Below are 23,953 nucleotides of genomic sequence, written 5' to 3' on the forward strand. Positions count from 1 at the left end.
GCCCTGACAGGTCCGCCGCTGCTGGTCGGCGACGCTGGGCTCAGCCTACTGCTCCGTGCTGCCGGGGCGCCCGGTTCGGAAGGCGGCGCGGTCAGGCCACGGTCGACGCGGACGGGCTGTGTGCCGTCGGCGTGGTCGGGGGAGCCGTTTCCGGCTGCGTGGTGTCACCGGTCCGGGCGACCTCGACGTGGCTGCGGGTTCCCCAGTGGCTGATGCGGTGGCAGGTGGCCAGCGCGTAGAAGTACAGGGGGCGCAGGACCACCGCGCGCCAGGCCGTGGCCAGCGGTGCGAGTGCGAAGAGCAGGAGCATCTGGCGGAGGCGCATGTCGGTGCGGTGGACGGTGAACAGGCGCAGGGCCATCAGGTAGCTCATGGCGCCGCCGATGAGCAGCCCGGCCGTGACGAAGGCACCCGCGTGGGCGCGGAGGCCGGGGTCGGCGAGGACCGCGACGGGGATCGCGATGCCGAGGGCCATGTGGACGTACTCGGCGATCGTGGACCAGAAGACGATGCCGGTCAGCGGCATGTACCGCAGCCACCACAGGTGCCGGACGGTGGTGCCGCGCATCCAGCGCATCTGCTGCCGCAGATAGTGGGACCAGCGCTCAGGGGCCAGGGTGAAGACCAGCGAGGACGGCTGGTGGACGGCGTCCCCGGCGAGGAGCCCGTAGAAGGTGAGCATCGAGTCGTCGTTCATCTGCATGGGGCGGCCGCGGAACGTCTCGTGCTCGTACACCCCGGCGGCGTCGCGGACGATGTCCGCGCGGTAGAAGGCGAGCGTGCCGGAGTTGATGGTGACGCGGCCCAGTACGGACTGGGCGCTGCGCAGCCCTCGGGTGAAGGGGAGGTAGAGGAGGTTGGTCATCCGGGTCAGGGTGTTGGTGTCGTGGTTGAGGACGACGACCTGTCCGGCGACGGAGGCGACCTTCGGGTCGGCGAAGGGTTTCAGGCCCTCGGCGACGGCCTCGGGGTCGAGGACGGAGTCGCTGTCCAGGGTCACGAAGACATCGGCGTCGTCGGTGGCCAGCACATGCATCTGCGCGTGCCGCTTGCCCCGGTTGGGGGTGCGGTCCCAGGTGACGTCCACGCCGCGGGCCCGCGCGCGGTCGAGGAGTTCGGCGCGCACGTCGTCGTATGTCATCGGGGTGCCGTCCGCGTGGACGGAGCCGTCGTCGACGACCCGGACGCGGCCGACCGGCCTGGACTGGACGAGGACGGAGTGGAGGCAGGCGCGCAGGGCGTCGGGGTCCTCGTTGTAGACGGGGACCTGCACCGTCACCCGCAGCCGGTCGAGCGCCGCCTGCTCGTCGGCCGAGGCTTTCCTCGGGCGGTCCAGCCAGGACAGCGGCGCCCACCACAGCAGCAGGAAGGACACCAGCCACGGCACCGCCATGCCGCTGGTGCCACCGGCCAGCGCCGCGACGGTGGAGTAGACGTGCGCGATGCCCCACGCGAGGAAAGCGCACAGCGGAACCGCGCCCAGCACGACGGCCCAGAGGGAGGACACGTGCCAGGCGCGCGGCAGCGGCGCCACCCCTGGCCACCGCTTCGGTACACACCGCCGCCCCGCGGAAACCGCTCTCGCAGAGCCTTCCGAGGTGCCGGTCACCGCTCCAGCGGGCCTTTGCCGCGCCGGAACGAGGCCCTGGTCAGCACCACACCGGCCAGCACGGCGACAACGCTGAGGACCACCAGCCACATCTGGCCCGTCGCCAGCCCTGTCGCCGCGAGCGTGCCCCCAGGTCCCGTGATCGATCCGTACGGCATTGCTCCTCCTCGGGGCGCGAATGTGCGTTGTTGTTATTTATAGGCAATCAGGGGCAAGTCGGGGCACTTCGGTGCCTCCATGTGGGCGTACGGGCCGCGCGCCGCCGGGCCCGCCCGTCCCCCACGCTCACGTCGGCCGCGTACCCGCTCAGGGGAGTACGGCCGGTGCGCCGTCGGGCGAGGTGTTCGCGTAGCGGCCGAGGAACTCGCGGATCTCCCGGGCGACCAGCTCCGGGGACTCGTACGGGGCGAGATGCCCCGCGTCCGACAGGAAGACCAGCCGGCCCCCGGGCATCGCGCGGACGTCGGCGATCAACTTGTTCTGCGGGGCGATGGTGTCTCTGCCGCCGATGACGTAGCACGTCGGCACGGCGATCCCGGACAGTTCCCCGTACATGCTCGTGTAAGCACCGCCACCGGGTCCGAGCCAGCTTCGCCAGAACCGCTCCGTGACGGCTTCCGTCATCGTGCGCACGACGTCGGTCGTCCTGCTCGGGTCCAGCGAGATGGCCCCGACGGCCTCCGTGATGGCTTCGACGTCACGGAAGGACCCGTAGAACCGCTCGATGACGGGATCGCCCGCCTCCGTACCGCCCGCGTTCCACGGCATGAGCGCCATGGCCGCGAGCACCTGTCCGGGCCGGTCGAGCGCGATCCGCACGCTGAGCGCGCCGCCGAAGGAGAGACCGGCGAGGGCGAAGCGTTCGAGGCCCAGCTCGTCGCAGGCGTCGGTCACCGTTGCGGCGATCCGCGCGAGGCTCGATCCGTCGGCGGGCGCGTGGCGGGAGCCCGCGTGGCCCGGCAGGTCCATGAGCACGAGGCGATGGCCGTCGAGCAGGGGTGCCACCCCGGACCAGCACTGGAGCGAGCACCCGAGTCCGGGCAGCAGAACGATCGGGACCGGCCCGTCTCCCCGCTCCTCGTAGTGGATACCGTTGTCCGTCCTCGGCATGGGATTCCTCCGTGTGTGACGTCATCCGGGGCTGTCATCCGTCGTCGGGCGCCGCGCGAGCGGGTATCGCGAGCGGGCGTCACGCCGCTACCGCAGCGACAGGCTCGCGCGCAGTGAGGCGAGCAGATCCACCACCTCGGGGAGCCCGGCAGCGGTGCCGTAGACGTAGAAGTCCGGGCGGACCAGCACGGCCACGGCGCCGGACTCCGTGAGCCAGTCGCGCAGCGCCCCGCCCTCTTCCTGGACCCCCTCGGCGCCGACCACGACGGACCGCAGCCCGATCGCGCGCTCCAGGTCCGCGATGGCCGCTGCCGTCGCCGCGTCCGGTTCGACCACGCTGGACAGGGTGAACCCGCGGCCGAGCACGTCGTCGGACCGCTCGGTCTTCCCGCCGCCCGTCCGCAGAAGGGGCTGTACGGCCAGGCGACCGGCCAGCGGCTGCCCGTCCCGGAAGCCCGCGCCGACGGGCGGCTCGAACGGCGGCGGAAGTTCCGTCGCCGACCGCATCTCGTCACGACGTCGCGCCGCACGCACGGGGTCGGTCTCGCAGACGACGGTCCCTACCCGCACCGACTCCTCGATGTAGTCGATGACCTGCGGCCTCCGCGAGAGCGTGTACAGGTCCAGCAGCTTCGGGTCGGCGGCGCCGGTCAGCACGAGGTCGAGCATCCAGCCGAGGGTCGCGGCGTCCCGGATACCGGAGCTCATGCCCTGTCCGAGGAACGGCGGCATGACGTGCGCGGCGTCACCGGCGAGCAGGACGGAGCGGTGGCGGAACGTATCGGCCACGAGGGCCCTGAACTGGTAGACGGTCTGCCGGATCAGCTCCCCCTCCCGCGGGCCGATCCACGGCCCGAGCAGCTCCCAGACGCGTTCCGGCTTCACCATCTCGGCGGGATCGTCGCCGTCGACGAGCATGAACTCCCAGCGGAAGTACCGCTGGGCCACCCGGCCCATGTGGTTCGGCCTCGCGGGGTCGAGCACCTGGCCGGTGTCCGGGATGTCCAGGGCCGGGGCGCCTGGCCGGGGCCGGACGTCGACGACCAGCCAGTCACCCCGGAAGCCGAGGTCCTCCGTCGGAATGCCGCAGAGCGTGCGTACCGCGCTGTTGGCGCCGTCAGCGCCGACCACATGGCGCGCCGTGACCTCGCCGCCGTCCGCCAGCGTCGCCACCACGTGGCCGTCCCCCTGGCGCAGGCGGGCCAGCTCCGCTCCGAAACGCACGTCCACCGTGGACGCTCCGCGGACCGCCGCGTCCAGGACCTCTTCGAGTTCCGGCTGGTAGAAGTGGTACGACGCGTCCCACCCGGAGGGCGCGGCCCATTCCCTCGGCAGCCGGGAGAGCACGCTTCCGTCGGGATCGAGGAATTCATACGCGCGAGCCGGCTCGGCGATGCGCCGTACCTCGTCGGCGATTCCCAAGGACTGGAAGACGCGCATGATCTCGTGGTCGAAGTGTCCGGCCCGTGGCGTCTCGTAGTGCCCGGCCCGCCGTTCGCACACCAGCACGCGGTGCCCCGACGCACCCAGGAGAGCAGCCAGGGTCTGACCGACCGGGCCGTACCCGACGATGAGGACATCCGCGTCCACGGCATCGGCAAGCTTCATGTGTCCCAACCCTTCGATTGCGCCGGAGAGCGCCTCAGGCGGCGTCGATGTCCAGGACGATCCGGCCGCGGGCGCGGCTGTCGTCGTGGAGCGTCCGCCAGGCGTCGGCGGCCCGCTCCAGCGGGAAGGAGCGGTGCACGGGGACGGACAGCCGCCCGGACTCGGCGAGCGCGGCCACCTCCGTCAGTTCGTCGGCGTTCGCGCGTGCCCACACCAGTTGGCCGCCCTGTTCGGGAGCGGTGATGTCGGCCACGGAGGCGACCCGCGCGGGGTCCTTCAGGACCTTCCGCGAGACGGCCACCGCGTCCCCGCCGTAGAAGTCGAGCGCCGCGTCGACGCCCTCCGGCGCGAGGCGGCGCACCCGGTCGGCCAGTCCTTCTCCGTAGGCGACCGGTGTGGCGCCGAGTTCACGCAGGTAGTCGTGGTTGCGCTCACCGGCGGTGCCGATGACGTGGGCGCCCCGGACGGCGGCGAGCTGCACGGCGAGCGTGCCGACGCCGCCCGAAGCCCCGTGGATCAGGACGGTGTCGCCCTCGCCGACGCCGACGCGCTTGATGGCCTGGTGAGCCGTCAGCCCGTTCAGCGGCAGGCATGCCGCGTGCGGCCAGTCCCAGGACGGCGGCTTGCGTGCCAGCGTGCGGGCCGGGGCCGAGACCAGTTCGGCGTAGGTGCCGTTCTGCGCCCAGTCCTTGAGTACAAACCCGATCACCTCGTCGCCGATCTCGAACTCGGTGGCGCCGAAGCCGCGGGCCTCGATGACACCGGACATCTCGAAGCCCGGGATGAGGGGGAAGTGGGTCACCATGATGCCGTCGAGATTGCCGATGGCGATCTTCTCGTCGGCCGGGTTCACTCCGGCTGCCTTGACCCGGACCAGGAATTCCCCGGGCGCGACCTCCGGCGTCGGCCGCTCGGTCAGCTCCAGCGCTTCCGCGTCGCCGTAATGCCGGATCGTGATTGCTTTCATGATTTCCTCAGTGGTTCTGTGAGCTGTGCGGAATGGGGGGCTGGGGGGATTTTCCGGGTCATCCACGGCGGAGCCGGGCACGGAACCAGTCGCAGACGTACTCCGTGCGCTCGGCCGAGTGGTTGTACATGGTGTGGTCGCCGTCGTCCCAGACCCGCAGGGCGGAGTGCGCCGACAGGCCGAGGAACACCTTCTGCTGGGCGAGGCTGACCAGCGGGTCGTTGCCGCCGTGCAGCACGAGCATCGCGGCGCTCGTGCGGTCGGCCGCCGGGTCGAGCCACAGGGTGCGGAGGACGGCCGCGGCCTCGTCGTCGGTCTCGACGCCCAGGAGCGCCCGCGACTGTTCGCGTGCGGTACGGAACGGCAGCGGCTCCGGCCTCGCACCGGCCCCGTTGACGCAGCACGCGCCGAAACGGCTGTTGCGCACGGCGGCACGGGCGGCGAGCAGTCCGCCGAAGCTGTTTCCCCACACCCCGTACGGGCCGTCGCAGCCGGTACGGGCACGCACCGCGTCGAGCGCTGCACTGAAGGCCCCGTCGACGTGCCCGTCGAGGTGGAGTCCGCCGGTCATGCGCGTATCGCCCTGGCCCGGCGCCTCGAACAGGACGGCGGACAGGCCCCGCCTGGCCAGGGCTTCGGCCTGCCGGTGGAAGGCCGGGCCCCAGCCGCTCTGCCCGCCGACGATGACCACGGCGGGGGCGGGGCGAGCGCCGGGGCGAGCGCCGGAACGGCTCACGAACCAGGCCGTGCAGTGGCTCTGCCGGAACGGGACCGACAGCCGTTCCACGCGGAACTCGGTGTCCAGCTCGGCCGCGGCCTCGTAGGCCCGGATGAGCCGGGCGTAGAGCGCGCGTTTGGCCGGGTGGTCGGTGTTGAAGGCCATCTGCGCGAAGACCAGGGAGGCCGTTGCCCGGCGATAGCACGCGACCGCGGTCTCGGTGTCCCCGCGGTCGGCGGCAGCCTCCGCGCGGGCCGACTGCGCCTCGGCCAGGCGGGTCGCGACCTCGTGCCACGGTTCGGAGACGTCCGCATGCGCCAGGTGGACGGCGTCCGCGTGGTCCATGCCGTAATCGAGCATGCGGGAGAGCGGCATGGCACGCAGCAACGCGGCCCGGAGCTTGGCCGGGTCCTCCGCTGAACTGGCCGGGTCCTGTGCCGATTCGGCCGGGGCCTTCGCCGATCTGGCCGGGTCCTGTGCCGGTACGGCCGGGGCCTTCGCCGATCTGGCCGGGTCCTGTGCCGGTACGGGAGCGTCCATCAGTGCCCGACTCCGTCGGTGGACCGCGGCCGTGTCCCGTCCTCCTGCCCCGTCGCGCCCGGGGTCCGCAACGGAACGACCGGTGCCGCCTCGGTGACGGTGTTGCGCAGCTCGCCGAGACCTTCGACCGCCGCGACGACCTCGTCGCCCGGCCGCAGCCAGGGGTAGGCCGCCGAGCCGTGCGTGCGGGAGAGCTCCAGGACGCAGCCGGTGCCGCAGGTGCCGGAGCCGATCACATCGCCGGGCCGCACTTCGGCGCCGCGCGAGGCGTAGGCGATCATCTCGCCGAACGACCAGTGGATGTCCGACCACAGGGCGCGGGAATAGGGGACACCGTTGACCGTGCAGGTCATTTCGAGACGGAATCCGTTGCCCTCGCGACGGTCGGCGATCTCGTCCGGGGTCACGAAGTACGGGCCGAGGCTCGTCGCGGTGTCCTTGCCCTTCACCGGCCCCAGCGACAGCTTCATCTCGCGCTGCTGAACGTCCCGGCCGCTCCAGTCGTTGAGCACGCAGTAACCGGCGATGGCGTGCTCGGCGTCCTTGGCGGTCAGGTCCCGGCCGCCGCGCCCCACCACCGCGGCGACCTCCAGCTCGAAGTCGAAACGCTCCGCACCCGGCGTCATCGGCACCGGCCCGCAGCCCGTCACCGCGTAGGGGCTGGAGAAGTAGAAGACGGGCAGCTCGTACCAGTCCGGTTCCATGTCGAGGCCCCGCCAGGCGCGCCCAGCGCGGACATGCTGTTCGAAGGCGTAGAAGTCGCGGACGGTCGGCGGCGTCGCGATCGGCGACAGGGGGACGATGTCCGGAAGCGGCACCGTCGCACCGCTCCGCAGCGCGGTCCGTCCGGCGGCGAGCAGCTCGGCGTCGCCGGCCTCGATGAGAGGCAGCAGGTCCGCCAGGCCGTCGACGGCCCGGACCAGGTCACCGTCCACCACGCCGACGCGTGAGGACGTGCCGTCCGCGTAGCGAACGAACTTCACCGCCCCACCTCCTTGGCCGTCGCACCATCGGCTGCCACATCGGCTGCCACCGCTTGTTCGCGCGTCCAGGCGCGATAGCTCTCCTCGGTGAAACCCGTCGCGCCGTGGCGCTCGACCGAAGCCCGGATGGCGTCCAGCAGCTTCTCGGGGTCCGTCTCGATGTCGATGTGCTCGACGAAGGGCTGCCGTGCCACGAGCCCGGTCCGCCAGTAGACCTCGCACCGGTTGCCCTCCGGGTCGTAGAAGTAGACGCCGACGGCGTTGCCGTGCGAGACGATCATGTCGAGCCGGACGTCGTGCTCCCGGAAGCGCCGGTGGAAGCCGAGGACGTCCTCGAAGCGTGCGCACCGGAACGAAACCTGCTGGATGAGCCTGCTGCCGACCGGCGCGTCCCGGCCCTCGGCCAGGAGCAGCTCGTGATGCTCGGTGTCCGGCCGGGCGGACAGGAACCAGATGCCGAGCCGTTCGTCGTGGTCGGTGACCGTCAGCCCGAGGACTTCGGTGTAGAAGGCGAGTTGCCTGCTCACGTCGTGACAGCGCAGGCCCACATGGCCGAGTTCCGCGATGGACGGCGTAAGCGTCGGAGTCGTCACGCCGCTCCTCCTGGAGAGTGTTCTGCTGGGCAGATCATGTTCTGTACGGTAGCCCGGCTCCGGTAGCGCGTCAATGGAGATCTGTTCCGCTGAGCAGCAGCTGCTCTGCTCAGCAGAACACTGCGGACCGATTCGCGGGGTCCGCCGGGACGTCGAGGAGGAGTGCGGTTATTCTGGCTGGCGAAATGCGGTTCAATCACCAGAACAGCCGCAGTGGCGACGGCGAGATGGAGGGGGTGTGGCGGTGTCGGCGGCCTACCCGGTGGAATCGATCGACAACGCGGCGCGGATCCTGCTGATGCTGGTGGACAGGCCGTCGTTGCGAGTCGCCGACGTGTCGGCCGAGCTGGGGGTGGCCAGATCGACCGCTCATCGGATGCTGACCACCCTCCAGGCCCGCGACCTGCTCCGCCAGGACGCCGGGACCAAGGGCTACGGGCCCGGACCGGCCCTGGCCAGGCTCGGCATCGCCGTGATGGGGGCGGTCTCCCTCCGCGACGAAGCGCGTCTCCTGCTGGAAAAGCTCGTCGAGGACACCTCCGAGACCGCGCATCTGCTCGTGCTGGAAGGCACGGAGACCGTCTTCATCGAAGGCGCGGAGAGCCAGCAGGTGATCCGCGCCGGGCTGCGTACCGGGCAGCGGGGCCCGGCGCACGCGTCCGCCGCCGGAAAGGCCCTGCTCGCCGAGCTTCCCCGCGAAGAGCTGCGGCGTCGCTATCCGGGCGCGCGGCTGCGCGGCGGAACCGAGCACGCGGTGAGCACACGCCGGGCGCTGGAGGCCGAGCTGGAGAAGGTGCGGGAGACCGGCTACGCCACCAACATGGAGGAGAGCGAACGGGACCTCTGCGCGGTGGCCGCGACGGTACGGAACCGGCAGGGCGTGGCCTGCGGCGCGCTGTCCGTATCCGGCCCGGCGAGGCGGGTCGACGCGCGGCTCGACCTCCTCAGCGCCACTGTCACCGCCGCCGCCACGGAACTGGGCACGCGGCTCGGTTAGGGCGCGTCCTCGAAGTCCCGCCCGCGGGGACATCGCGGCCGTCCGCCCCGCGATCCACGCGATCCACGCGATCCACGCGGCGGGCGGGCCTCCGCCTGCTGGACGTCTGGCACGTCCGGGACTGGCCGGTCGCGCAGCTCCGTGCCGCCATCGGCTACGTCGGACAGGACGCCCCCGGTACTGTCCGCCAGCCTGCGCGAGGATCTTCTGACCGGCGCTCCGCACGCCGACGAGCGGTACCCCGGGCAGGCGCTGCGCGCCGCGCGCCTGGCCTGGACACCCGCGCCGGCCACCGCGGTACGAGTCTTTCCGGAGGCGAACGCCAACGCGTGGTCCTCGCCCGTGCGTTGCCGCGTCGCCCCCGGCTACTGCTGTTGGACGAGGCCACCTCACAACCGGACAAAGGCCGACGAGGCCGCGCTGCGCGACGCCGTAGTGGAGGAGGCGCGCGCCACCACCGTCCTCGTGGTGGCGCACCGGCTGTCCACCGTGACCATGGCCGACCGCATCGTGGTCATGGACGCGGGACAGGTCAGGGCCGTGGGAACGCACGCGGAAGTCGTCGAAGCGGACCCGCTCTACGGGGAGCCGGCAGCCACCCGGTTCCTCGCGGCCGGCTGATCCACCCCGCGCGTCCCAGCCGCGCCCCCACTCCCCGGGCGACGTGTACCGGCTCCCTGAACCCCCGGTCCGCCTCGGGCCGTGGCGAGTGTTTCAGGAAGTTCCGCGCCTGGGCGCCCGTTGCGTAGCGGGTGCCGGGCGCGGCGCGCCACGATGGGAGAGCCGGACGACACCCTAGCGACCAGCAGGGAGATGATCATGGAATGTGATACCGGCAAGGAAGTGACCGTGAAGCGGGTCTACGTAGAGCCCGAAGTCGAGGAACTCGGCACGGTCGAGGAACTGACGGCCCACGGCAGCATCCTCCTCCCCGACAACCCGACACACCGCACGCTGCTGTGAGTCCGATCCCTCCCCGGGCATGCCTGCCCGGGGAGGGCGCCGCTGCGCTGGACGGCTGGTTTCGCGTGGAGGGGAGCGCCTGGTGGCCGGCACGGGGTCTGTTCTGGTCGGGGACTACACGGGCTGCCTGGGCCGGGTGCGTTTCGGTGAGGCCGACTCCGGTTTTTCCTTCATGAGTGCGTCATTCGGGCAGCGCCCGGCACCGTCCGGGGCGGGCCGTCTCGCGGTGCAGTGGCAGGCACCGGACGCCGCAGAGATACCGGCCCCCGGGGACGGGGAGCGGCTGCTGCTGTCAGGGGTCGTCACGGGCCCGGTGACGACGGACTGGGCGCGGCGGATCGCCTCCGCCCTCAAGGAGGGGCGCTACGCGGAGCTGGCACGGCTGCCGGGGGAACTGGCGGGCTGCCTGGTGACGGAGCACAAGGTCTTTCTCTTCCGGAGCGCCACCAGCCGCGAAGGCCTGCTCTACCGCAGGGACGGTGCGCTGCTGCGGTGGTCCACCGACCCCACCGATCTGCTCGACGGCCCGGGCGAGTTCGGCCACGAGGCGATCTGGCGCTCGTGCCGTGGCGACGAGGTGTTCGTCTACCGCGACCTCACGCCGGTTCTGCCCGGCCAGATCGTGGTCGTCGACCGGGACCGCGCGACCGTCGTGGAGTACGACCCCATCGTGCCGCTGGACCTGCCCCGGCACACCTCCATGCCGGAATACGCCGAGATCGCCTACGACTTGATCCTGCGCGCTGTGCGCCCCTACGCCGCCCGCGGCCGGATCGGCATCCTCCTCAGCGGCGGCCTCGACTCCGGCGCCGTCCTCACGGCGCTGGTGGAGTCCGGCGCCGACGTGGTCGCCTACCACCAGGCCACCGACGACCCCCTCGCGGACGAGTCCGGCTACGCACGGGAGATCTGTGAGCACCTGGGCGTCCCCTTCGTGCCGGTCATGATGGACCGCGACGAGGGCTATCTGAACGAGAAATGGGAGTTCCCCCACCCCTTCAACAACATCGCCTTCCGGTGGGTGGAGCAGATCGCCGACCGTATCGAGCGCGACGGAATCACCTTTCTGACCTGGGGCCGCGACGGTGACATGGTCTTCGGCCCCACGCGCTACGGGCTGCACGACGTCCTGCGCGGCGATCTCCGCCCGCGGGAGAAGACGGCGCTGTGCCGGGGTCTGCTGTGCTCACGCTTCGAGCTCTCCCGCGTCCTCCGCAGCGCCCTGCCGTCCTCCTCGGTCCTGGACGACCTCGTGCCGACCGGGGACAACGCGCGGGCCACCGACTTCCTCACGCCGCGGCCCGGCGTGCCGGACGACCGGTTCGACGACGAGTACGCGGCCCGGGACCACTGTGTGGAGCTGACCGTCTGGCGGCCACGGGGCATCCAGCTCTGCAACCCCCTGGGCTCCAAGGACCTCAAGCGCTTCGCCGCCCGCATGCCGAACGCCTACCGGCTCCTGCCCTATCAGGGGAGGCTGATCACCAAACCGGTGCTGCGGCTGCTCCTGTCCACCCGGCTCCCCGAGAGGATCTGGCGCCGCTACGGACGGCTGTGGCTCGACTCGCCCCACAAGGACTACGTCCTTCACCACAGCCGGACCCTCGCAGGCCTCATCGGCCGCCCGGATGCGCACCTCGTCCGGATGGGCATCGTCGATCCGCAGCGGCTCGCGGGCGTGCTGGCCGAACCGGCGAGCCTGCGACGGAACGCCGAACAGTTGATGTGCGCCGCCATGACCGAGCTGTTCCTGCGCGGCGACGCGCGGCGGACCTCCGCCACGCGGAAGGGGTCTTGCGATGTCCCTCGTGCGACTGGCTGAACACGCCGTCTTCGACGACACCGACGACGCGGGCGTCATCCTCGACACCCGGCACGGCGTCTATCTGACGCTGAACTCGACCGCCACCCTCATGCTCAGGGCCGCACTGCGGAGCGACACCGTGGAGGATGCCGTCGGCTGCCTGCGCGAGCAGATCGACGCCACGGACCAGACCCTGGAGTCCGGACTCGCCAAGCTCACCGGCCAACTCCGCGACCGCGCGCTGCTGGCCGCCGCACACCAGGACACGCGATGAGCGCCGCCACCACGCCGGACTGGGAGTTCTTCCTCACCGACCTCGACCCCGCCACCGCTCCGCCACGCGTCCCCGTCCCGTTGCGCGCCTACGCCCTCGCGCACACCGCCCGCGCACTATGGCTGTACCGCCGACGCGGCTGGGCGGGGGCGCACCCGTATCTGCGGCACCTGCGCCCCGGTCCCGGGGCGGCGGCGCTGGCCGCTCTGCCGGCCGGTACCGCGCTCCGGCTTGCCCGCAGGGAGGTCTTCGCCTCCCAACTGGTCCACCGCGCGCTGCTCCCCGACGGTCTCTGCCTGCCGCGGTCCCTCGCCCTGGCCACCCATCTGTCCGCGCTCGGACTGCCCGCCCAGGTGACCATCGCCCGCCTGCGCACCGTGGCCATGCCGAAGAACAGCTTCCACTCCTGGACCGAGCTGTACGGCACCGTGCTCAACGACAACCCCGACGTCCAGCTCGGTTACACCGTCCTGCAACGCGTCGCCTCGGAGGCGTCCGGGCCGGCAGCGTGACCCGAGGGGCGAGGCCATGCCCCGGGAGGACGTGAGCTGACAGCGGTTCGACGACAACGCGGTCCTTCACCGCGCGGTGGCTCCGTAGCATGCCGAGTGCCCTGAGTGCCCTGACGCCGGACCGCACGACGACGCCTGGGCCACCCCGGCAAGCTGGGCCGGAGGGTTCGGCCCGTGCGACGATGCGGATATGAACCGCCTGGCCAGCTCGCAGTCCCCCTACCTGCTCCAGCACGCCGACAACCCCGTCGACTGGTGGCCCTGGTCGCCGGAGGCGTTCGAGGAGGCGCGGCGGCGGGGGGTGCCCGTGCTGCTGAGCGTCGGGTATTCGGCGTGTCACTGGTGTCACGTCATGGCACACGAGAGCTTCGAGGACCAGGCGACCGCCGACTTCCTCAACGCGCACTTCGTCTCCGTCAAGGTGGACCGCGAGGAGCGTCCCGACGTCGACGCCGTCTACATGGAGGCCGTCCAGGCGGCCACCGGGCAGGGCGGCTGGCCCATGACCGTGTTTCTGACGCCCGAGGCCGAGCCGTTCTACTTCGGCACCTACTTCCCGCCCGAGCCCCGGCACAGCATGCCCTCCTTCCCGCAGGTCCTGGAGGGCGTGCGGGCCGCGTGGGCGGACCGCAGGGACGAGGTCGCCGACGTGGCCACGCGCATCGCGCGGGACCTGGCGGGGCGCGGCATCCAGTACGACGCGCCGCGTCCGCCCGGCGCGGAGGAGATGGGCTCGGCGCTGCTCGGGCTGACGCGCGAGTTCGACGCCGTACGGGGCGGGTTCGGCGGGGCGCCGAAGTTCCCGCCGTCCATGGCGCTGGAGTTCCTGCTGCGGCACCACGCGCGCACCGGCTCGGACGGCGCGCTCCAGATGGTGCTGGCGACCTGCGAGGCGATGGCGCGCGGCGGCATCTACGACCAGCTCGGCGGCGGGTTCGCGCGCTACTCCGTGGACGCGGAGTGGGTGGTTCCGCACTTCGAGAAGATGCTCTACGACAACGCGCTGCTGTGCCGCCTGTACGCGCACGTCTGGCGTGCCACGGGCTCCGACCTCGCGCGCCGCGTCGCGCTGGAGACCGCCGACTTCATGGTCCGTGAACTGGGCACCGCACAGGGCGGGTTCGCCTCGGCCCTGGACGCCGACAGCGCCGAAGCCGCTCCCGGCGCCGACGGCACCGCGCACAAGAAGGAGGGCGCCTACTACGTGTGGACCCCAGCCCAGCTCGCCGAGGCGCTCGGCGAGGAGGACGCCGCCTTCGCCGCCGCGTACTTCGGCGTGACGGACGAGGGCACCTTCGAGGAGGGCGCCTCGGTGCTCCAGCTCCCCGACACGGAGGACGGCGAGGGGCTGGCCGACGCCTCGCGCGTGGCCTCGGTGCGCGAGCGGCTGCTGGCGGCGCGCGCCGCGCGCCCGTACCCGGAGCGGGACGAGAAGGTCGTCGCGGCCTGGAACGGGCTGGCCGTCGCCGCGCTCGCCGAGACCGGCGCGTTCTTCGAGCGGCCCGACCTGGTCGAGGCCGCGTCCCGCGCCGCCGAGCTGCTGGCCACGCTGCACACCCGCGAGGACGGCCGTGTCCTGCGCACCTCGCGCGACGGCGCCGTCGGCCCCAGCGCGGGCGTACTGGAGGACTACGCGGACGTCGCGGAGGGCTATCTCACGCTGTACGCGGTCACGGGCGAGGCCCCGTGGCTGGAGCGGGCCGGGAAGCTGCTGGACGGGGTGCTCGCCCACTTCACCGCGCCCGACGGCACCCTCTACGACACGGCCGACGACGCGGAAGCGCTCATCCGCCGCCCGCAGGACCCCACCGACAACGCGACCCCGTCCGGCTGGACCGCCGCCGCGAACGCGCTGCTCACCTATGCCGCGTACACCGGCAGCGCCCCGCACCGCGACGCCGCCGAGCGGGCGCTCGGCATCGTGCGCGCGCTCGCCGGACGCGCTCCGCGCTTCATCGGCTGGGGGCTCGCGGCGGGCGAGGCGGCGCTGGACGGGCCCCGCGAGGTCGCCGTCGTCGGGCACGCGGACGACCCGGCCACCGCGGGACTGCACCGCGTCGCGCTGCTGTCGACCGCGCCCGGCGTGGTCGTCGCGACGGGCGAGCCGACCGGGACCACGGACACGGGTACGGGCACGGGAGCGGGCGTTCCGCTGCTGCGGGACCGGCCCCTGCTGGAAGGGCGCCCGGCCGCCTACGTGTGCCGGAACTTCACATGCGACGCGCCGACGGCCGACCCGCGGATCCTCCAGCAGACGCTGCGGAGCTAGCCGCGCCGCCCGGGGCCGCCGAGGAACCGGCCGCCGAGGAGCCGGACGCCGCAGGGCCGGACGCCGACGAACTGAGGCCCCGCTCCAGCACGTCGAGGGAGCGCCGCACGACCTCCACCAGGTCCTCCTCGGCGCCGTACTCGCCGTAGTAGAGCATCGCCTCGGTGAGGCCGCCGAGCACGGCCCCGGTGTAGACGCGCAGTTCCAGGTCCTCCAGCGGCCGTCCCGTGCGCTCGGAGAGGGCGCGGGCCACGAAGCGGCTCGTGGTGCCCGCGCTCTCCGTCATCCGGGCGCGGATGGCGGGGACCTCGCAGGCGAGCCGGATGCGCTGGTACGTCTCGGCGGGCTCCACCTCGTACGCCTGCTCCAGCACCTCCATGATCGCGTGGCGGAGGGCGATGATGGGCGGTTCGTCGGCGGGGCGGTCCTTGAGTGCCTGCTCCATCAGCGGGTCGTACTCGTCGGTGAGGACGATGTCTTCCTTCGTCGGGAAGTAGCGGAAGACGGTGCTGGGGGAGACCTCCGCCTCCTCCGCGATCTGGTCGACGGGTGTCGCGTCGTACCCCTGCTCGGCGAAGAGCCGGTACGCGGTCATGCGGATCGCCTGTCGGGTCCGGATCTTCTTCCGCTCCCGGAGTCCCAGCTTGGGCGCGGGCGGAGGGGTCTTGGTGCGTGCGGGGGCCATGGATCTCATTGTCGGGCATCACCGGGCGACCGGGCCATGTCCGCGTCGCCCCGTGTGCCGGTGCCTTCCGCCGGTGCGCCCTGCCTCCGGTTGGGCAGCAGCGTCCCCGTCAGCAGCGCCGCGGCGAGCGCGGCGAACCCGCACACCGCGAGGACCTGGCCCATCCCCTCCACGAAGGCGGCGTCGGCCGAGGCGCGCAGGGACGGGAGCGCCAGCCGGTCGGCGACGAGGTGCGCGGCGATCACCGAGTCGCCCGCTGCCTCGGCCGCGGGGCCCGGCAGTCCGCCCGTGTCCAGCCCGCTCCGGTACGTGCCGGACAGCAGGCTGCCCAGCAGCGCGACCCCGAGCGCCGTGCCCGTCTGCCGGACCGTCATCAGCAGCCCGGAGCCGCTGCCCGCGCGGTCCCGGGGCAGTGCGGCCAGCGCCGCGTCCATGGCGGGCACCATCGCGAAGCCGACGCCCGCGCCCGTGACGGTCAGCCAGGCCGCCGTCAGCGCGTAGCCGTCGGACACGTCCGTGCGGGCGCCGAGGAAGGCCGCGAACGCGAGCACCACGAGCCCGCCGCTGACCACGGGACGTGCCCCGTAACGCGCGGCGAGGGGACCAGCGCCCCGCGCGGCGACCACGATGCCCGCCATCAGGGGCAGCAGGCGCAGGCCCGTGCCGAAGGCGTCGTAGCCCAGGACGGCCTGGAGGTACTGGGGGAGGATGAAGAGCTGGCCCGCGAGGACGAACGTGCCCAGCGTGGCCGCGACGGCGTTCCAGCGGAACCCGGGGTGGGCGAGGAGGCCGAGGTCGAGCAGCGGGTGCGTCGCGCGCCGCTCCAGCAGGGCGAGCCCGGCGAGCAGTACGGCGGAGGCGGCGAAGGCGCCGGTCACCAGCGGGTCGCCCCAGCCCCGTTCCGGTCCCTCGATGATGCCGGAGACGAGCGCCGCGAGGCCCGTGACGCCCAGCACGGAGCTGAGTACGCCGACGCGCGGCGCGGACGGGTCGCGGGTCTCGGGGAGCAGCAGGGCGCAGGCGGCGATGCCGACGACCGCGAGCGGCACGTTGACCAGGAAGACCGAGCCCCACCAGAAGTGCTCCAGCAGCCAGCCTCCGATGATCGGCCCGAGCGGCATCCCGCCCGCGACGGCCGCGGTGATGACGCCGATGGCCTTGGTGCGCTCCCGCTCGTCCTCGAAGAGGGAGGGCAGCACGGAGAGCGCGAGCGGCGTCATCAGGGCCGCGCCCAGGCCCATGCCCGCGCGGGCCGCGATGACCTGCGCCGCGCTGTCGGCGAGGGTGCCCGCCAGCGAGCCGGCGAGGAAGACGGCGAACCCGGCGAGGAGCATCCGGCGCCGCCCGAAGCGGTCTCCCAGCAGCCCGGCCGGAAGCATGGTGGCGGCGAAGACGACGACGTACGCGTCCACGATCCACTGCAACTCGCCCGTGTCGGCGCCGAGCTGGCCCGCCATGTGGGGCAGGGCGACGTTGAGGATCGTCAGGTCGAAGCCGAGGACGAGCATGCTGGAGCCGAGGGCCGCGAGGGCCCACCAGCGGCGGCGGGCGGGGTGCCGGGTCATGACGTCCTCCAACAGTGAGAGTCAAATGACAGTAACTCTCAAAAAGGAGGCGGCGTCAATATGCTCTCCCGTCCTGGTGACCGGGCCTGTGCTCCGGGTGACCCAAAACACGAGGCGCCCCGCGATACGCGCCCGTAAGGTGGCGATATGCAGGTGATCCAATCGACCAAGCTCGCCAATGTCTGCTACGAGATCCGTGGCCCGGTTCTTGAGGAGGCGATGCGACTTGAGGCGGCGGGGCACCGCATTCTCAAGCTGAACACCGGCAATCCGGCGGCCTTCGGCTTCGAGTGCCCGCCGGAGATCCTGGAGGACATGCTCCGCAACGTCGGCGAGGCCCACGGCTACGGCGACGCGAAGGGCCTGCTCTCCGCGCGCCGCGCGGTGATGCAGCACTACCAGACGGTGGGCATCGAGCTGTCCGTCGAGGACATCTACCTCGGCAACGGCGTCTCCGAGCTGATCCAGATGTCCATGCAGGCGCTGCTCGACGACGGCGACGAGGTGCTCGTCCCCGCGCCCGACTACCCCCTGTGGACCGCCTCGGTCTCGCTCTCGGGCGGCACCGCCGTGCACTACCGCTGCGACGAGCAGGCGGACTGGATGCCCGACCTCGCGGACGTCGAGCGCAAGGTGACCGACCGCACCAAGGCGATCGTCATCATCAACCCCAACAACCCCACGGGTGCGGTGTACGACGAGGAGGTGCTGCGCGGGCTGACGGAGATCGCCCGGCGCCACAACCTGATCGTCTGCTCCGACGAGATCTACGACAAGATCCTCTTCGACGGCGCCACCCACACCCCCACGGCCACCCTCGCGCCCGACCTGCTGACCCTCACCTTCAACGGCCTCTCCAAGGCGTACCGCGTCGCGGGCTACCGCAGCGGCTGGCTGGCCGTGTGCGGCCCGAAGGCGCACGCGCAGAGCTATATAGAGGGTCTGACGATCCTCGCGAACATGCGGCTGTGCGCCAACATGCCCGCGCAGCACGCGGTGGCAGCCGCGCTCGGCGGACGTCAGTCGATCAACGACCTGGTGCTGCCGGGCGGCCGTCTGCTGGAGCAGCGCGATACGGCGTACGAGCTGCTCACGCAGATTCCGGGGGTCTCCTGTGTGAAGCCGAAGGGGGCCATCTACGCCTTCCCCCGGCTCGATCCGAAGGTCTACAAGATCAAGGACGACCGCGAGATGGTGCTCGATCTGCTTCGCTCGGAGAAGATCATGATCGTGCACGGCACCGGTTTCAACTGGCCGGAGCCCGATCACTTCCGCATCGTCAACCTTCCCCCCGCGCAGGAGCTGGCGGACGCCGTGACCCGGATCGGCACCTTCCTGGACGGCTACGGTCAGCCCTGAACCGATCGGGCTACCCGCCCGTAGTGGGGCGTACGCGGATACGGGACGGGCGCGGGGCGGACGTTTTCGAAAACCGTTTCGTGAACGAGGACAACTTTAGACGGAGTCTAAGTTAGGATGGTTTCCTGAAGCCGTGACTCAGGAGGCGATCCATGTACGAGCCGATCCGCACCAAGTCGGTCCACACCATGGCCGACTCCGCCGTCCATGAAGTTCCGCAGCGCTCGCGCGAGGAGGAGCTGGACATCCGGCTCGCCGGACACCTCACGGCGCTGCTCACCGTGACCGACGAACTGCGGGTGCTCCTGCCGGATGCCTCGTTCCACGAGGCCGCGTACCGGCTCGCGGCGCAGGTGGCGCGGCTGCGCGGTCGCGAGCCCCTGCGCGCGGCACCGTCCGCGCGCGACACCGGTGCGGCGCACCTCGCGGCCCTGCACCAGCGCGCCCACATGCTGGCGGGCAACGCGCTGGTGATCGCTACCTCGCGCGAGGACGAGGCGGCCATGGAGCTGGCCGCCGCGCGGATGGAGAGCCACGCCGCCGCGCTGGGCGTGTCCACGACGGCGTGACGGGTTGACGGCCTGACCGGGCCGGACGGTCCCCCGTGCCGCCCGGCCCGGTCAGGGCACGCGAAAGGGGCGGGGCACCTCGGTGCTCCCGCCCCTCTCGTCTTACGTCACGTCACGGGCCGCGGCGGATCAGCCCAGGCGGGCGACCAGCGCGCGGTACTCGTCCCACAGCTCCTTGGGCGTGTGGTCGCCGAAGGTGTTGAGGTGCTCGGGCACCAGGGACGCCTCGTCGCGCCAGACGTCCTTGTCGACGGCGAGGACGAAGTCCAGCTCCTCGTCGGAGAGCGCGAGTCCTTCCGTGTCCAGGCTCTCCTTCGTCGGCAGGACGCCGATCGGGGTCTCCACGCCCTCCGCCTCGCCGTTGAGGCGCTGCACGATCCACTTCAGTACGCGGCTGTTCTCGCCGAAGCCGGGCCAGACGAACTTGCCCGCCTCGTTCTTCTTGAACCAGTTGACGTAGTAGATCTTCGGCAGCTTCGAGGCGTCGGCCGCGTTCTTGCCGATGCTGACCCAGTGCGCGAAGTAGTCGCCCATGTTGTAGCCGCAGAAGGGCAGCATCGCGAACGGGTCGCGGCGCAGTTCGCCGACCTTGCCCTCGGCCGCCGCCGTCTTCTCGCTGGCCACGTTCGCGCCGAGGAAGACGCCGTGCTGCCAGTCGAAGGACTCGGTCACCAGCGGCACGGCCGAGGCGCGCCGTCCGCCGAAGAGGATCGCGGAGATGGGGACGCCGCGCGGGTCCTCCCACTCGGGCGCGATGATCGGGCACTGGCCGGCGGGGACGGTGAAGCGGGCGTTGGGGTGCGCTGCCGGAGTGGTGGACTCCGGCGTCCAGTCCTGGCCCTTCCAGTCGGTGAGGTGCGCGGGCGCCTCCTCCGTCATGCCCTCCCACCACACGTCGTTGTCGTCCGTGAGCGCGACGTTGGTGAAGACCGAGTTGCCCCACAGGGTCTTCATGGCGTTGGCGTTCGTGTGCTCGCCCGTGCCGGGCGCGACGCCGAAGAAGCCCGCCTCCGGGTTGATCGCGTAGAGCTGCCCGTCCTCGCCGAACCGCATCCAGGCGATGTCGTCGCCGATGGTCTCGACCGTCCAGCCCGGGACCGTCGGCTCCAGCATGGCGAGGTTGGTCTTGCCGCAGGCGGAGGGGAAGGCGGCGGCCACGTACTTGGACTCGCCGCGCGGCGGGGTCAGCTTGAGGATGAGCATGTGCTCGGCGAGCCAGCCCTCGTCGCGTGCCATGACGGAGGCGATGCGCAGCGCGTAGCACTTCTTGCCCAGCAGCGCGTTGCCGCCGTAGCCGGAGCCGAAGGACCAGATCTCGCGGGACTCGGGGAAGTGCGAGATGTACTTCGTGCTGTTGCACGGCCACGGCACGTCGGCCTCGCCGTCGGCCAGCGGCGCCCCGACGCTGTGGACGGCCTTGACGAAGAAGCCGTCCTCGCCCAGCTCGTCCAGCACCGGCTGTCCCATGCGGGTCATCGTGCGCATGGAGACGGCGACGTAGGCGGAGTCGGTGATCTCGACGCCCAGCGCGGAGAGCGGCGAGCCGAGCGGGCCCATGCAGAACGGGACGACGTACATCGTCCGGCCGCGCATCGCGCCACGGAAGACGCCCCGCTCACCGGAGGCGCCGTCGCCCTCCCCGGTGAAGCTGTTTCCTTCTCCGGTAAAGATGGCCCGCATCTCGGCGGGGTCCTTCCAGTGGTTCGTCGGGCCCGCGTCCTCCTCCTTCTCGGAGCAGATGAACGTGCGGTCCTCCACGCGGGCGACGTCGGTCGGGTCGGAGGCGGCGTAGTAGGAGTTCGGGCGTTTGATCGGGTCGAGTTTCCTGAAGGTGCCCTTCTCGACGAGCTCCTCGCTGAGGCGCTCGTACTCGGCCTCGGATCCGTCGCACCAGACGATCCGGTCGGGCTCGGTGAGGGCGGCGATCTCGTCGACCCAGGCGATGAGTCCCTGGTGACGGGTGGGGACAGAGGTAGTGGTGGGAGCCGCAGAACTGCGCGCCACGATCGCTCCAGACGGTTGAGGGTTATGAGCGGATACCTGCACGTATATCCGCTTTCCTTTGTCTCTCAGCGCGCCCCTTGGGGGCCACGACCCGGATGCGTTCGTGGCTGAACTCAGGGATGCTCATCCGGTGCCGCCCTTGCTCATTTGATCATCCGAGCCTAGAGCGTCTCTGTCCAGATGGGAACGGTGTGGCCATCGCCACTCGCGGGGGTGCCGCCGAGGACCGCCGTAACCTACGGTTCCGTAGGTCCGCGTAGGTACGATTGCCCGCATGACTGCCGTGCCCCGCTCGCAGGAGCAGACGACCGTCCCTGAAACGTCCACAAGCGCGAACAGTGCGGAGAGCGCGCAGAATGCGCAGAGCGCGGGCGAGCCGGGCCACCACCCGGCCGGTTCGGCCGCCGCCACCATCGAGTCGGCCGGGGCCTCGGTCGGCTCGGCCGCGGCGGCGATTCCGCAGCTCATCAAGCCCCGGCTGCGGGGCTGGCTGCACGCGGGCATGTTCCCCGCGGTCCTGATCGCCGGGATATTCCTCACCGCGCTCGCCGGAAGCACCCGGGGGCGCATCGCCTGCGCCGTCTACACGCTCAGCGCGTGCCTGCTCTTCGGCATCAGCGCCCTCTACCACCGTGGCGACTGGAGCCCGCGGGCCAACGCCGTCCTGCGACGCCTCGACCACGCCAACATCTTCCTGATCATCGCGGGCACCTACACGCCGCTGACGATCCTGCTGCTGCCCGACGGGCGCGGCGACCTGCTCCTGTGGGGGGTCTGGGCCGCCGCGCTGTTCGGCATCGCCTTCCGCGTCTTCTGGGTCGGCGCGCCCCGCTGGCTCTACACGCCCTGCTACATCGCGATGGGCTGGGCCGCGGTCTTCTTCCTGCCGGACTTCCTCCAGAAGGGCGGCATCGCGGTCCTCGTCTGCGTCATCGTCGGCGGACTTCTCTACAGCGCGGGCGGCATCATCTACGGCATCAAGCGCCCGAACCCCTCCCCGCGCTGGTTCGGCTTCCACGAGGTCTTCCACTCCCTGACGCTCGCGGCGTTCGTCGTCCACTACGTGGGCATCTCCCTGGTGGCCTACCAGCACCACTGACGGGGCTGAACGGGCGCTTGCGCGCTGGTTCTCCGACGCGCTCGCGGGACCGGGCCCGGCTCCCTCGGGAGCCGGGCCCGCGCGGCACACAGGCCCCACGCCGCCGAATTCCGGACCGAGACGTATTGCGCTGGAGCGCACTCCAATACCTAGCTTCGGGCGCATGCGATACATCAAACTCGGCACGACCGGGCTGGAAGTCTCCGCCATCGCCCTCGGCTGCATGAGCTTCGGCGAGCCGGACCGGGGCGGCGAGTCCTGGTCGCTGGGCGCGGACGCCGGCCGGGAGATCATCAAGCAGGCCCTTGAGGGCGGCGTCAACTTCCTCGACACGGCCAATGGGTACAGCGCCGGAAGCAGCGAGGAGATCGTCGGCCAGGCGGTCAAGGACTTCACCCGGCGCGAGGAGGTCGTCCTCGCCACCAAGGTGTGGATGCGGATGCGCCCCGGCCCCAACGGCGCCGGGCTGTCCCGCAAGGCGATCTTCGCCGAGCTGGACGCCTCCCTGAAGCGGCTGGGCACCGACTACATCGACCTGTACCAGATCCACCGCTGGGACTACGACACCCCGATCGAGGAAACCCTCGAGGCGCTGCACGACGCGGTCAAGTCCGGGAAGGTCCGCTACATCGGAGCCTCCTCCATGTACGCCTGGCAGTTCACCAAGGCCCTGTACCTGGCCGACCTGAACGGCTGGACCCGGTTCGTGTCGATGCAGGACCACTACAACCTCATCCACCGGGAAGCAGAGCGGGAGATGCTCCCGCTCTGCGCCGACCAGGGCGTCGGCGTGATCCCGTGGAGCCCGCTGGCACGGGGCAGGCTGACGCGGGCCCGGGACACCGCCACGGCGCGTGCCGAGACCGACGAGGGCGGCAGGATCCTCTACCGCGACGGGGACCAGGCGGTGGCCGAACGCGTCCACGAGATCGCGGGCAAGCGGGGCCTGTCCCCGGCCCAGGTCGCCCTGGCCTGGGTCATGCGCAACCCGACGGTGACCTCGCCCATCGTCGGGGTCACCAAGCCGGCCCAGCTCGCCGACGCGGTCGCCGCGGTGGACGTCGAACTCGACGACGACGAGGCCGCCTACCTGGAGGAGCCCTACCAGCCGCACGAGGCCGCCTACTTGGAGGAGTCCTTCTACAAGGCACGCCCTGTGGCGGGCTCCCGGTAGTCCGGGCTGCCGCCGGGCCTTCGACGAGTGGAAGACGGGCGCGACCGCTGGTCGCCGCGCGCGTAGGCGGCAGCCTGCTCCATGTCTGCGGGGCCCACCCCCAGGGCCCGTGCGAGGAATGGCAGCCAGCTCTCCGGAACGCGCTCGCCCCGTTCCCACCGTGACACCTCGTTCCGGGTGACCGAGTGCGTACCGGAGACCGTGCACAGCCGTGCGGCGAGTTGCCGCTGTGACAGCCCTGTTCCCTGCCGGAGCCCGGCCAGATACCCACCGAAGCGTCGCCGACGATCGTCCCCATCCATCGGGCCTCCGTGGTCAACCGCGTGTCGCGCCCTCCGGCCAGACCACATCCACCGGCAGCCCGGCCCCGCGCGCTTCCTCCGCCACGTCCGCCGTGCCGCCGCCCTCGCCCGAGGGCGGCTGTCCGTCCCAGACCGCGACCAGACGGTCGGCCCGTTCCAGCAGCACGGCGTTCGCCGCCTCGTACGCCTGCCGGTTCGCCGACGCGTGGGGCATCACCAGGACCTCGTCGGCCGCCCCGACGAGCCGGT

General features: G+C 71.6%; 22 protein-coding genes and 2 pseudogenes. 11 read left to right on the forward strand and 13 right to left on the reverse strand.

The window, feature by feature from the left end; genetic code table 11:
* Nucleotides 1-91: 91 nt before the first annotated feature.
* From ACYVOO_RS18930 to ACYVOO_RS18965, 8 genes are all read right to left on the reverse strand, one after another.
* The gene (locus ACYVOO_RS18930) at nucleotides 92-1,534 is read right to left on the reverse strand and encodes a glycosyltransferase (RefSeq protein ID WP_461016814.1); all 1,443 of its coding nucleotides are present in this window, start codon (nucleotides 1,532-1,534) and stop codon (nucleotides 92-94) included.
* A gap of 71 nt (nucleotides 1,535-1,605) precedes the next feature.
* Entirely contained in the window at nucleotides 1,606-1,767 is a 162-nt protein-coding gene (locus tag ACYVOO_RS18935) for a hypothetical protein (RefSeq protein ID WP_461016815.1), read from the reverse strand.
* Between the two features lie 148 nt (nucleotides 1,768-1,915).
* Nucleotides 1,916-2,719: an alpha/beta fold hydrolase gene (locus tag ACYVOO_RS18940; RefSeq protein ID WP_461016816.1), complete on the reverse strand. Its 804-nt coding sequence runs from the start codon at nucleotides 2,717-2,719 to the stop codon at nucleotides 1,916-1,918.
* Between the two features lie 87 nt (nucleotides 2,720-2,806).
* Nucleotides 2,807-4,327: a bifunctional 3-(3-hydroxy-phenyl)propionate/3-hydroxycinnamic acid hydroxylase MhpA gene (mhpA, locus tag ACYVOO_RS18945; RefSeq protein ID WP_461016817.1), complete on the reverse strand. Its 1,521-nt coding sequence runs from the start codon at nucleotides 4,325-4,327 to the stop codon at nucleotides 2,807-2,809.
* Between the two features lie 34 nt (nucleotides 4,328-4,361).
* Nucleotides 4,362-5,294, reverse strand: coding sequence for an NADP-dependent oxidoreductase (locus ACYVOO_RS18950; RefSeq protein ID WP_461016818.1), 933 nt, complete (start codon nucleotides 5,292-5,294; stop codon nucleotides 4,362-4,364).
* 58 nt (nucleotides 5,295-5,352) lie between these two features.
* Nucleotides 5,353-6,552 carry an alpha/beta hydrolase gene (locus ACYVOO_RS18955; RefSeq protein WP_461016819.1) on the reverse strand — a complete coding sequence of 400 codons (1,200 nt, stop codon included), beginning with the start codon at nucleotides 6,550-6,552 and terminating at the stop codon, nucleotides 5,353-5,355.
* On the reverse strand, nucleotides 6,552-7,535 hold the full coding sequence (locus ACYVOO_RS18960; protein ID WP_461016820.1) for a fumarylacetoacetate hydrolase family protein: 984 nt from the start codon (nucleotides 7,533-7,535) through the stop codon (nucleotides 6,552-6,554). The genes ACYVOO_RS18955 and ACYVOO_RS18960 overlap by 1 nt, the downstream gene beginning before the upstream one ends.
* Nucleotides 7,532-8,128: a VOC family protein gene (locus ACYVOO_RS18965; RefSeq protein WP_461016821.1), complete on the reverse strand. Its 597-nt coding sequence runs from the start codon at nucleotides 8,126-8,128 to the stop codon at nucleotides 7,532-7,534. The genes ACYVOO_RS18960 and ACYVOO_RS18965 overlap by 4 nt, the downstream gene beginning before the upstream one ends.
* A 238-nt stretch (nucleotides 8,129-8,366) precedes the next feature.
* Between ACYVOO_RS18965 and ACYVOO_RS18970 the strand changes: the two genes are divergently transcribed.
* The 7 genes and pseudogenes from ACYVOO_RS18970 to ACYVOO_RS19000 all read left to right on the forward strand — a co-directional run bounded on the left by ACYVOO_RS18970 (nucleotide 8,367) and on the right by ACYVOO_RS19000 (nucleotide 14,947).
* Nucleotides 8,367-9,125 carry an IclR family transcriptional regulator gene (locus ACYVOO_RS18970; protein WP_461016822.1) on the forward strand — a complete coding sequence of 253 codons (759 nt, stop codon included), beginning with the start codon at nucleotides 8,367-8,369 and terminating at the stop codon, nucleotides 9,123-9,125.
* A gap of 101 nt (nucleotides 9,126-9,226) precedes the next feature.
* Nucleotides 9,227-9,746 (forward strand): annotated as a pseudogene (locus ACYVOO_RS18975) (ATP-binding cassette domain-containing protein); the annotation flags it as partial.
* A gap of 198 nt (nucleotides 9,747-9,944) precedes the next feature.
* On the forward strand, nucleotides 9,945-10,088 hold the full coding sequence (locus ACYVOO_RS18980; RefSeq protein ID WP_461016823.1) for a hypothetical protein: 144 nt from the start codon (nucleotides 9,945-9,947) through the stop codon (nucleotides 10,086-10,088).
* A gap of 172 nt (nucleotides 10,089-10,260) precedes the next feature.
* Nucleotides 10,261-11,910, forward strand: coding sequence for an asparagine synthase-related protein (locus ACYVOO_RS18985; protein ID WP_461016824.1), 1,650 nt, complete (start codon nucleotides 10,261-10,263; stop codon nucleotides 11,908-11,910).
* Nucleotides 11,888-12,166 (forward strand): PqqD family protein, encoded by a 279-nt coding sequence (locus tag ACYVOO_RS18990; RefSeq protein ID WP_461016825.1) that lies wholly within the window; start codon nucleotides 11,888-11,890, stop codon nucleotides 12,164-12,166. Before ACYVOO_RS18985 ends, ACYVOO_RS18990 begins: the two co-directional genes overlap by 23 nt.
* Nucleotides 12,163-12,678 (forward strand): lasso peptide biosynthesis protein, encoded by a 516-nt coding sequence (locus tag ACYVOO_RS18995; RefSeq protein WP_461016826.1) that lies wholly within the window; start codon nucleotides 12,163-12,165, stop codon nucleotides 12,676-12,678. Before ACYVOO_RS18990 ends, ACYVOO_RS18995 begins: the two co-directional genes overlap by 4 nt.
* A gap of 190 nt (nucleotides 12,679-12,868) precedes the next feature.
* Entirely contained in the window at nucleotides 12,869-14,947 is a 2,079-nt protein-coding gene (locus ACYVOO_RS19000) for a thioredoxin domain-containing protein (protein ID WP_461016827.1), read from the forward strand.
* On the opposite strand, the gene ACYVOO_RS19005 is transcribed toward ACYVOO_RS19000, so the two are convergent.
* On the reverse strand, nucleotides 14,889-15,632 hold the full coding sequence (locus tag ACYVOO_RS19005; RefSeq protein ID WP_461016828.1) for a TetR/AcrR family transcriptional regulator: 744 nt from the start codon (nucleotides 15,630-15,632) through the stop codon (nucleotides 14,889-14,891). The genes ACYVOO_RS19000 and ACYVOO_RS19005 overlap by 59 nt on opposite strands.
* Nucleotides 15,633-15,637: 5 nt before the next feature.
* A complete protein-coding gene (locus ACYVOO_RS19010; RefSeq protein ID WP_461016829.1) occupies nucleotides 15,638-17,197 on the reverse strand; it encodes an MFS transporter in 1,560 nt (519 codons plus the stop codon).
* A 147-nt stretch (nucleotides 17,198-17,344) separates the two neighbouring features.
* Here ACYVOO_RS19010 and ACYVOO_RS19015 point away from each other — a divergent pair, with 147 nt between their 5' ends.
* Both ACYVOO_RS19015 and ACYVOO_RS19020 read left to right on the forward strand, forming a co-directional pair.
* Entirely contained in the window at nucleotides 17,345-18,556 is a 1,212-nt protein-coding gene (locus ACYVOO_RS19015) for a pyridoxal phosphate-dependent aminotransferase (protein ID WP_453347968.1), read from the forward strand.
* Between the two features lie 152 nt (nucleotides 18,557-18,708).
* A complete protein-coding gene (locus ACYVOO_RS19020) occupies nucleotides 18,709-19,125 on the forward strand; it encodes an SCO4983 family protein (protein WP_461016830.1) in 417 nt (138 codons plus the stop codon).
* A gap of 129 nt (nucleotides 19,126-19,254) precedes the next feature.
* On the opposite strand, the gene ACYVOO_RS19025 is transcribed toward ACYVOO_RS19020, so the two are convergent.
* Nucleotides 19,255-21,129, reverse strand: coding sequence for a phosphoenolpyruvate carboxykinase (GTP) (locus ACYVOO_RS19025; protein WP_461016831.1), 1,875 nt, complete (start codon nucleotides 21,127-21,129; stop codon nucleotides 19,255-19,257).
* Nucleotides 21,130-21,403: 274 nt separating this feature from the next.
* Between ACYVOO_RS19025 and trhA the strand changes: the two genes are divergently transcribed.
* Together trhA and ACYVOO_RS19035 are read left to right on the forward strand one after the other, a co-directional pair.
* Nucleotides 21,404-22,228 (forward strand): PAQR family membrane homeostasis protein TrhA, encoded by an 825-nt coding sequence (gene trhA / locus ACYVOO_RS19030; RefSeq protein ID WP_461016832.1) that lies wholly within the window; start codon nucleotides 21,404-21,406, stop codon nucleotides 22,226-22,228.
* Between the two features lie 163 nt (nucleotides 22,229-22,391).
* Complete coding sequence (locus ACYVOO_RS19035; protein WP_461016833.1) at nucleotides 22,392-23,402, forward strand: aldo/keto reductase; 1,011 nt, start codon at nucleotides 22,392-22,394, stop codon at nucleotides 23,400-23,402.
* Here ACYVOO_RS19035 and ACYVOO_RS19040 read toward each other — a convergent pair.
* Complete coding sequence (locus tag ACYVOO_RS19040) at nucleotides 23,369-23,752, reverse strand: helix-turn-helix domain-containing protein (protein WP_461016834.1); 384 nt, start codon at nucleotides 23,750-23,752, stop codon at nucleotides 23,369-23,371. The genes ACYVOO_RS19035 and ACYVOO_RS19040 overlap by 34 nt on opposite strands.
* Nucleotides 23,718-23,953 (reverse strand): annotated as a pseudogene (locus tag ACYVOO_RS19045) (hypothetical protein); the annotation flags it as partial. The gene ACYVOO_RS19040 and the pseudogene ACYVOO_RS19045, both read right to left, overlap by 35 nt.

This window comes from Streptomyces daliensis, assembly GCF_054782395.1.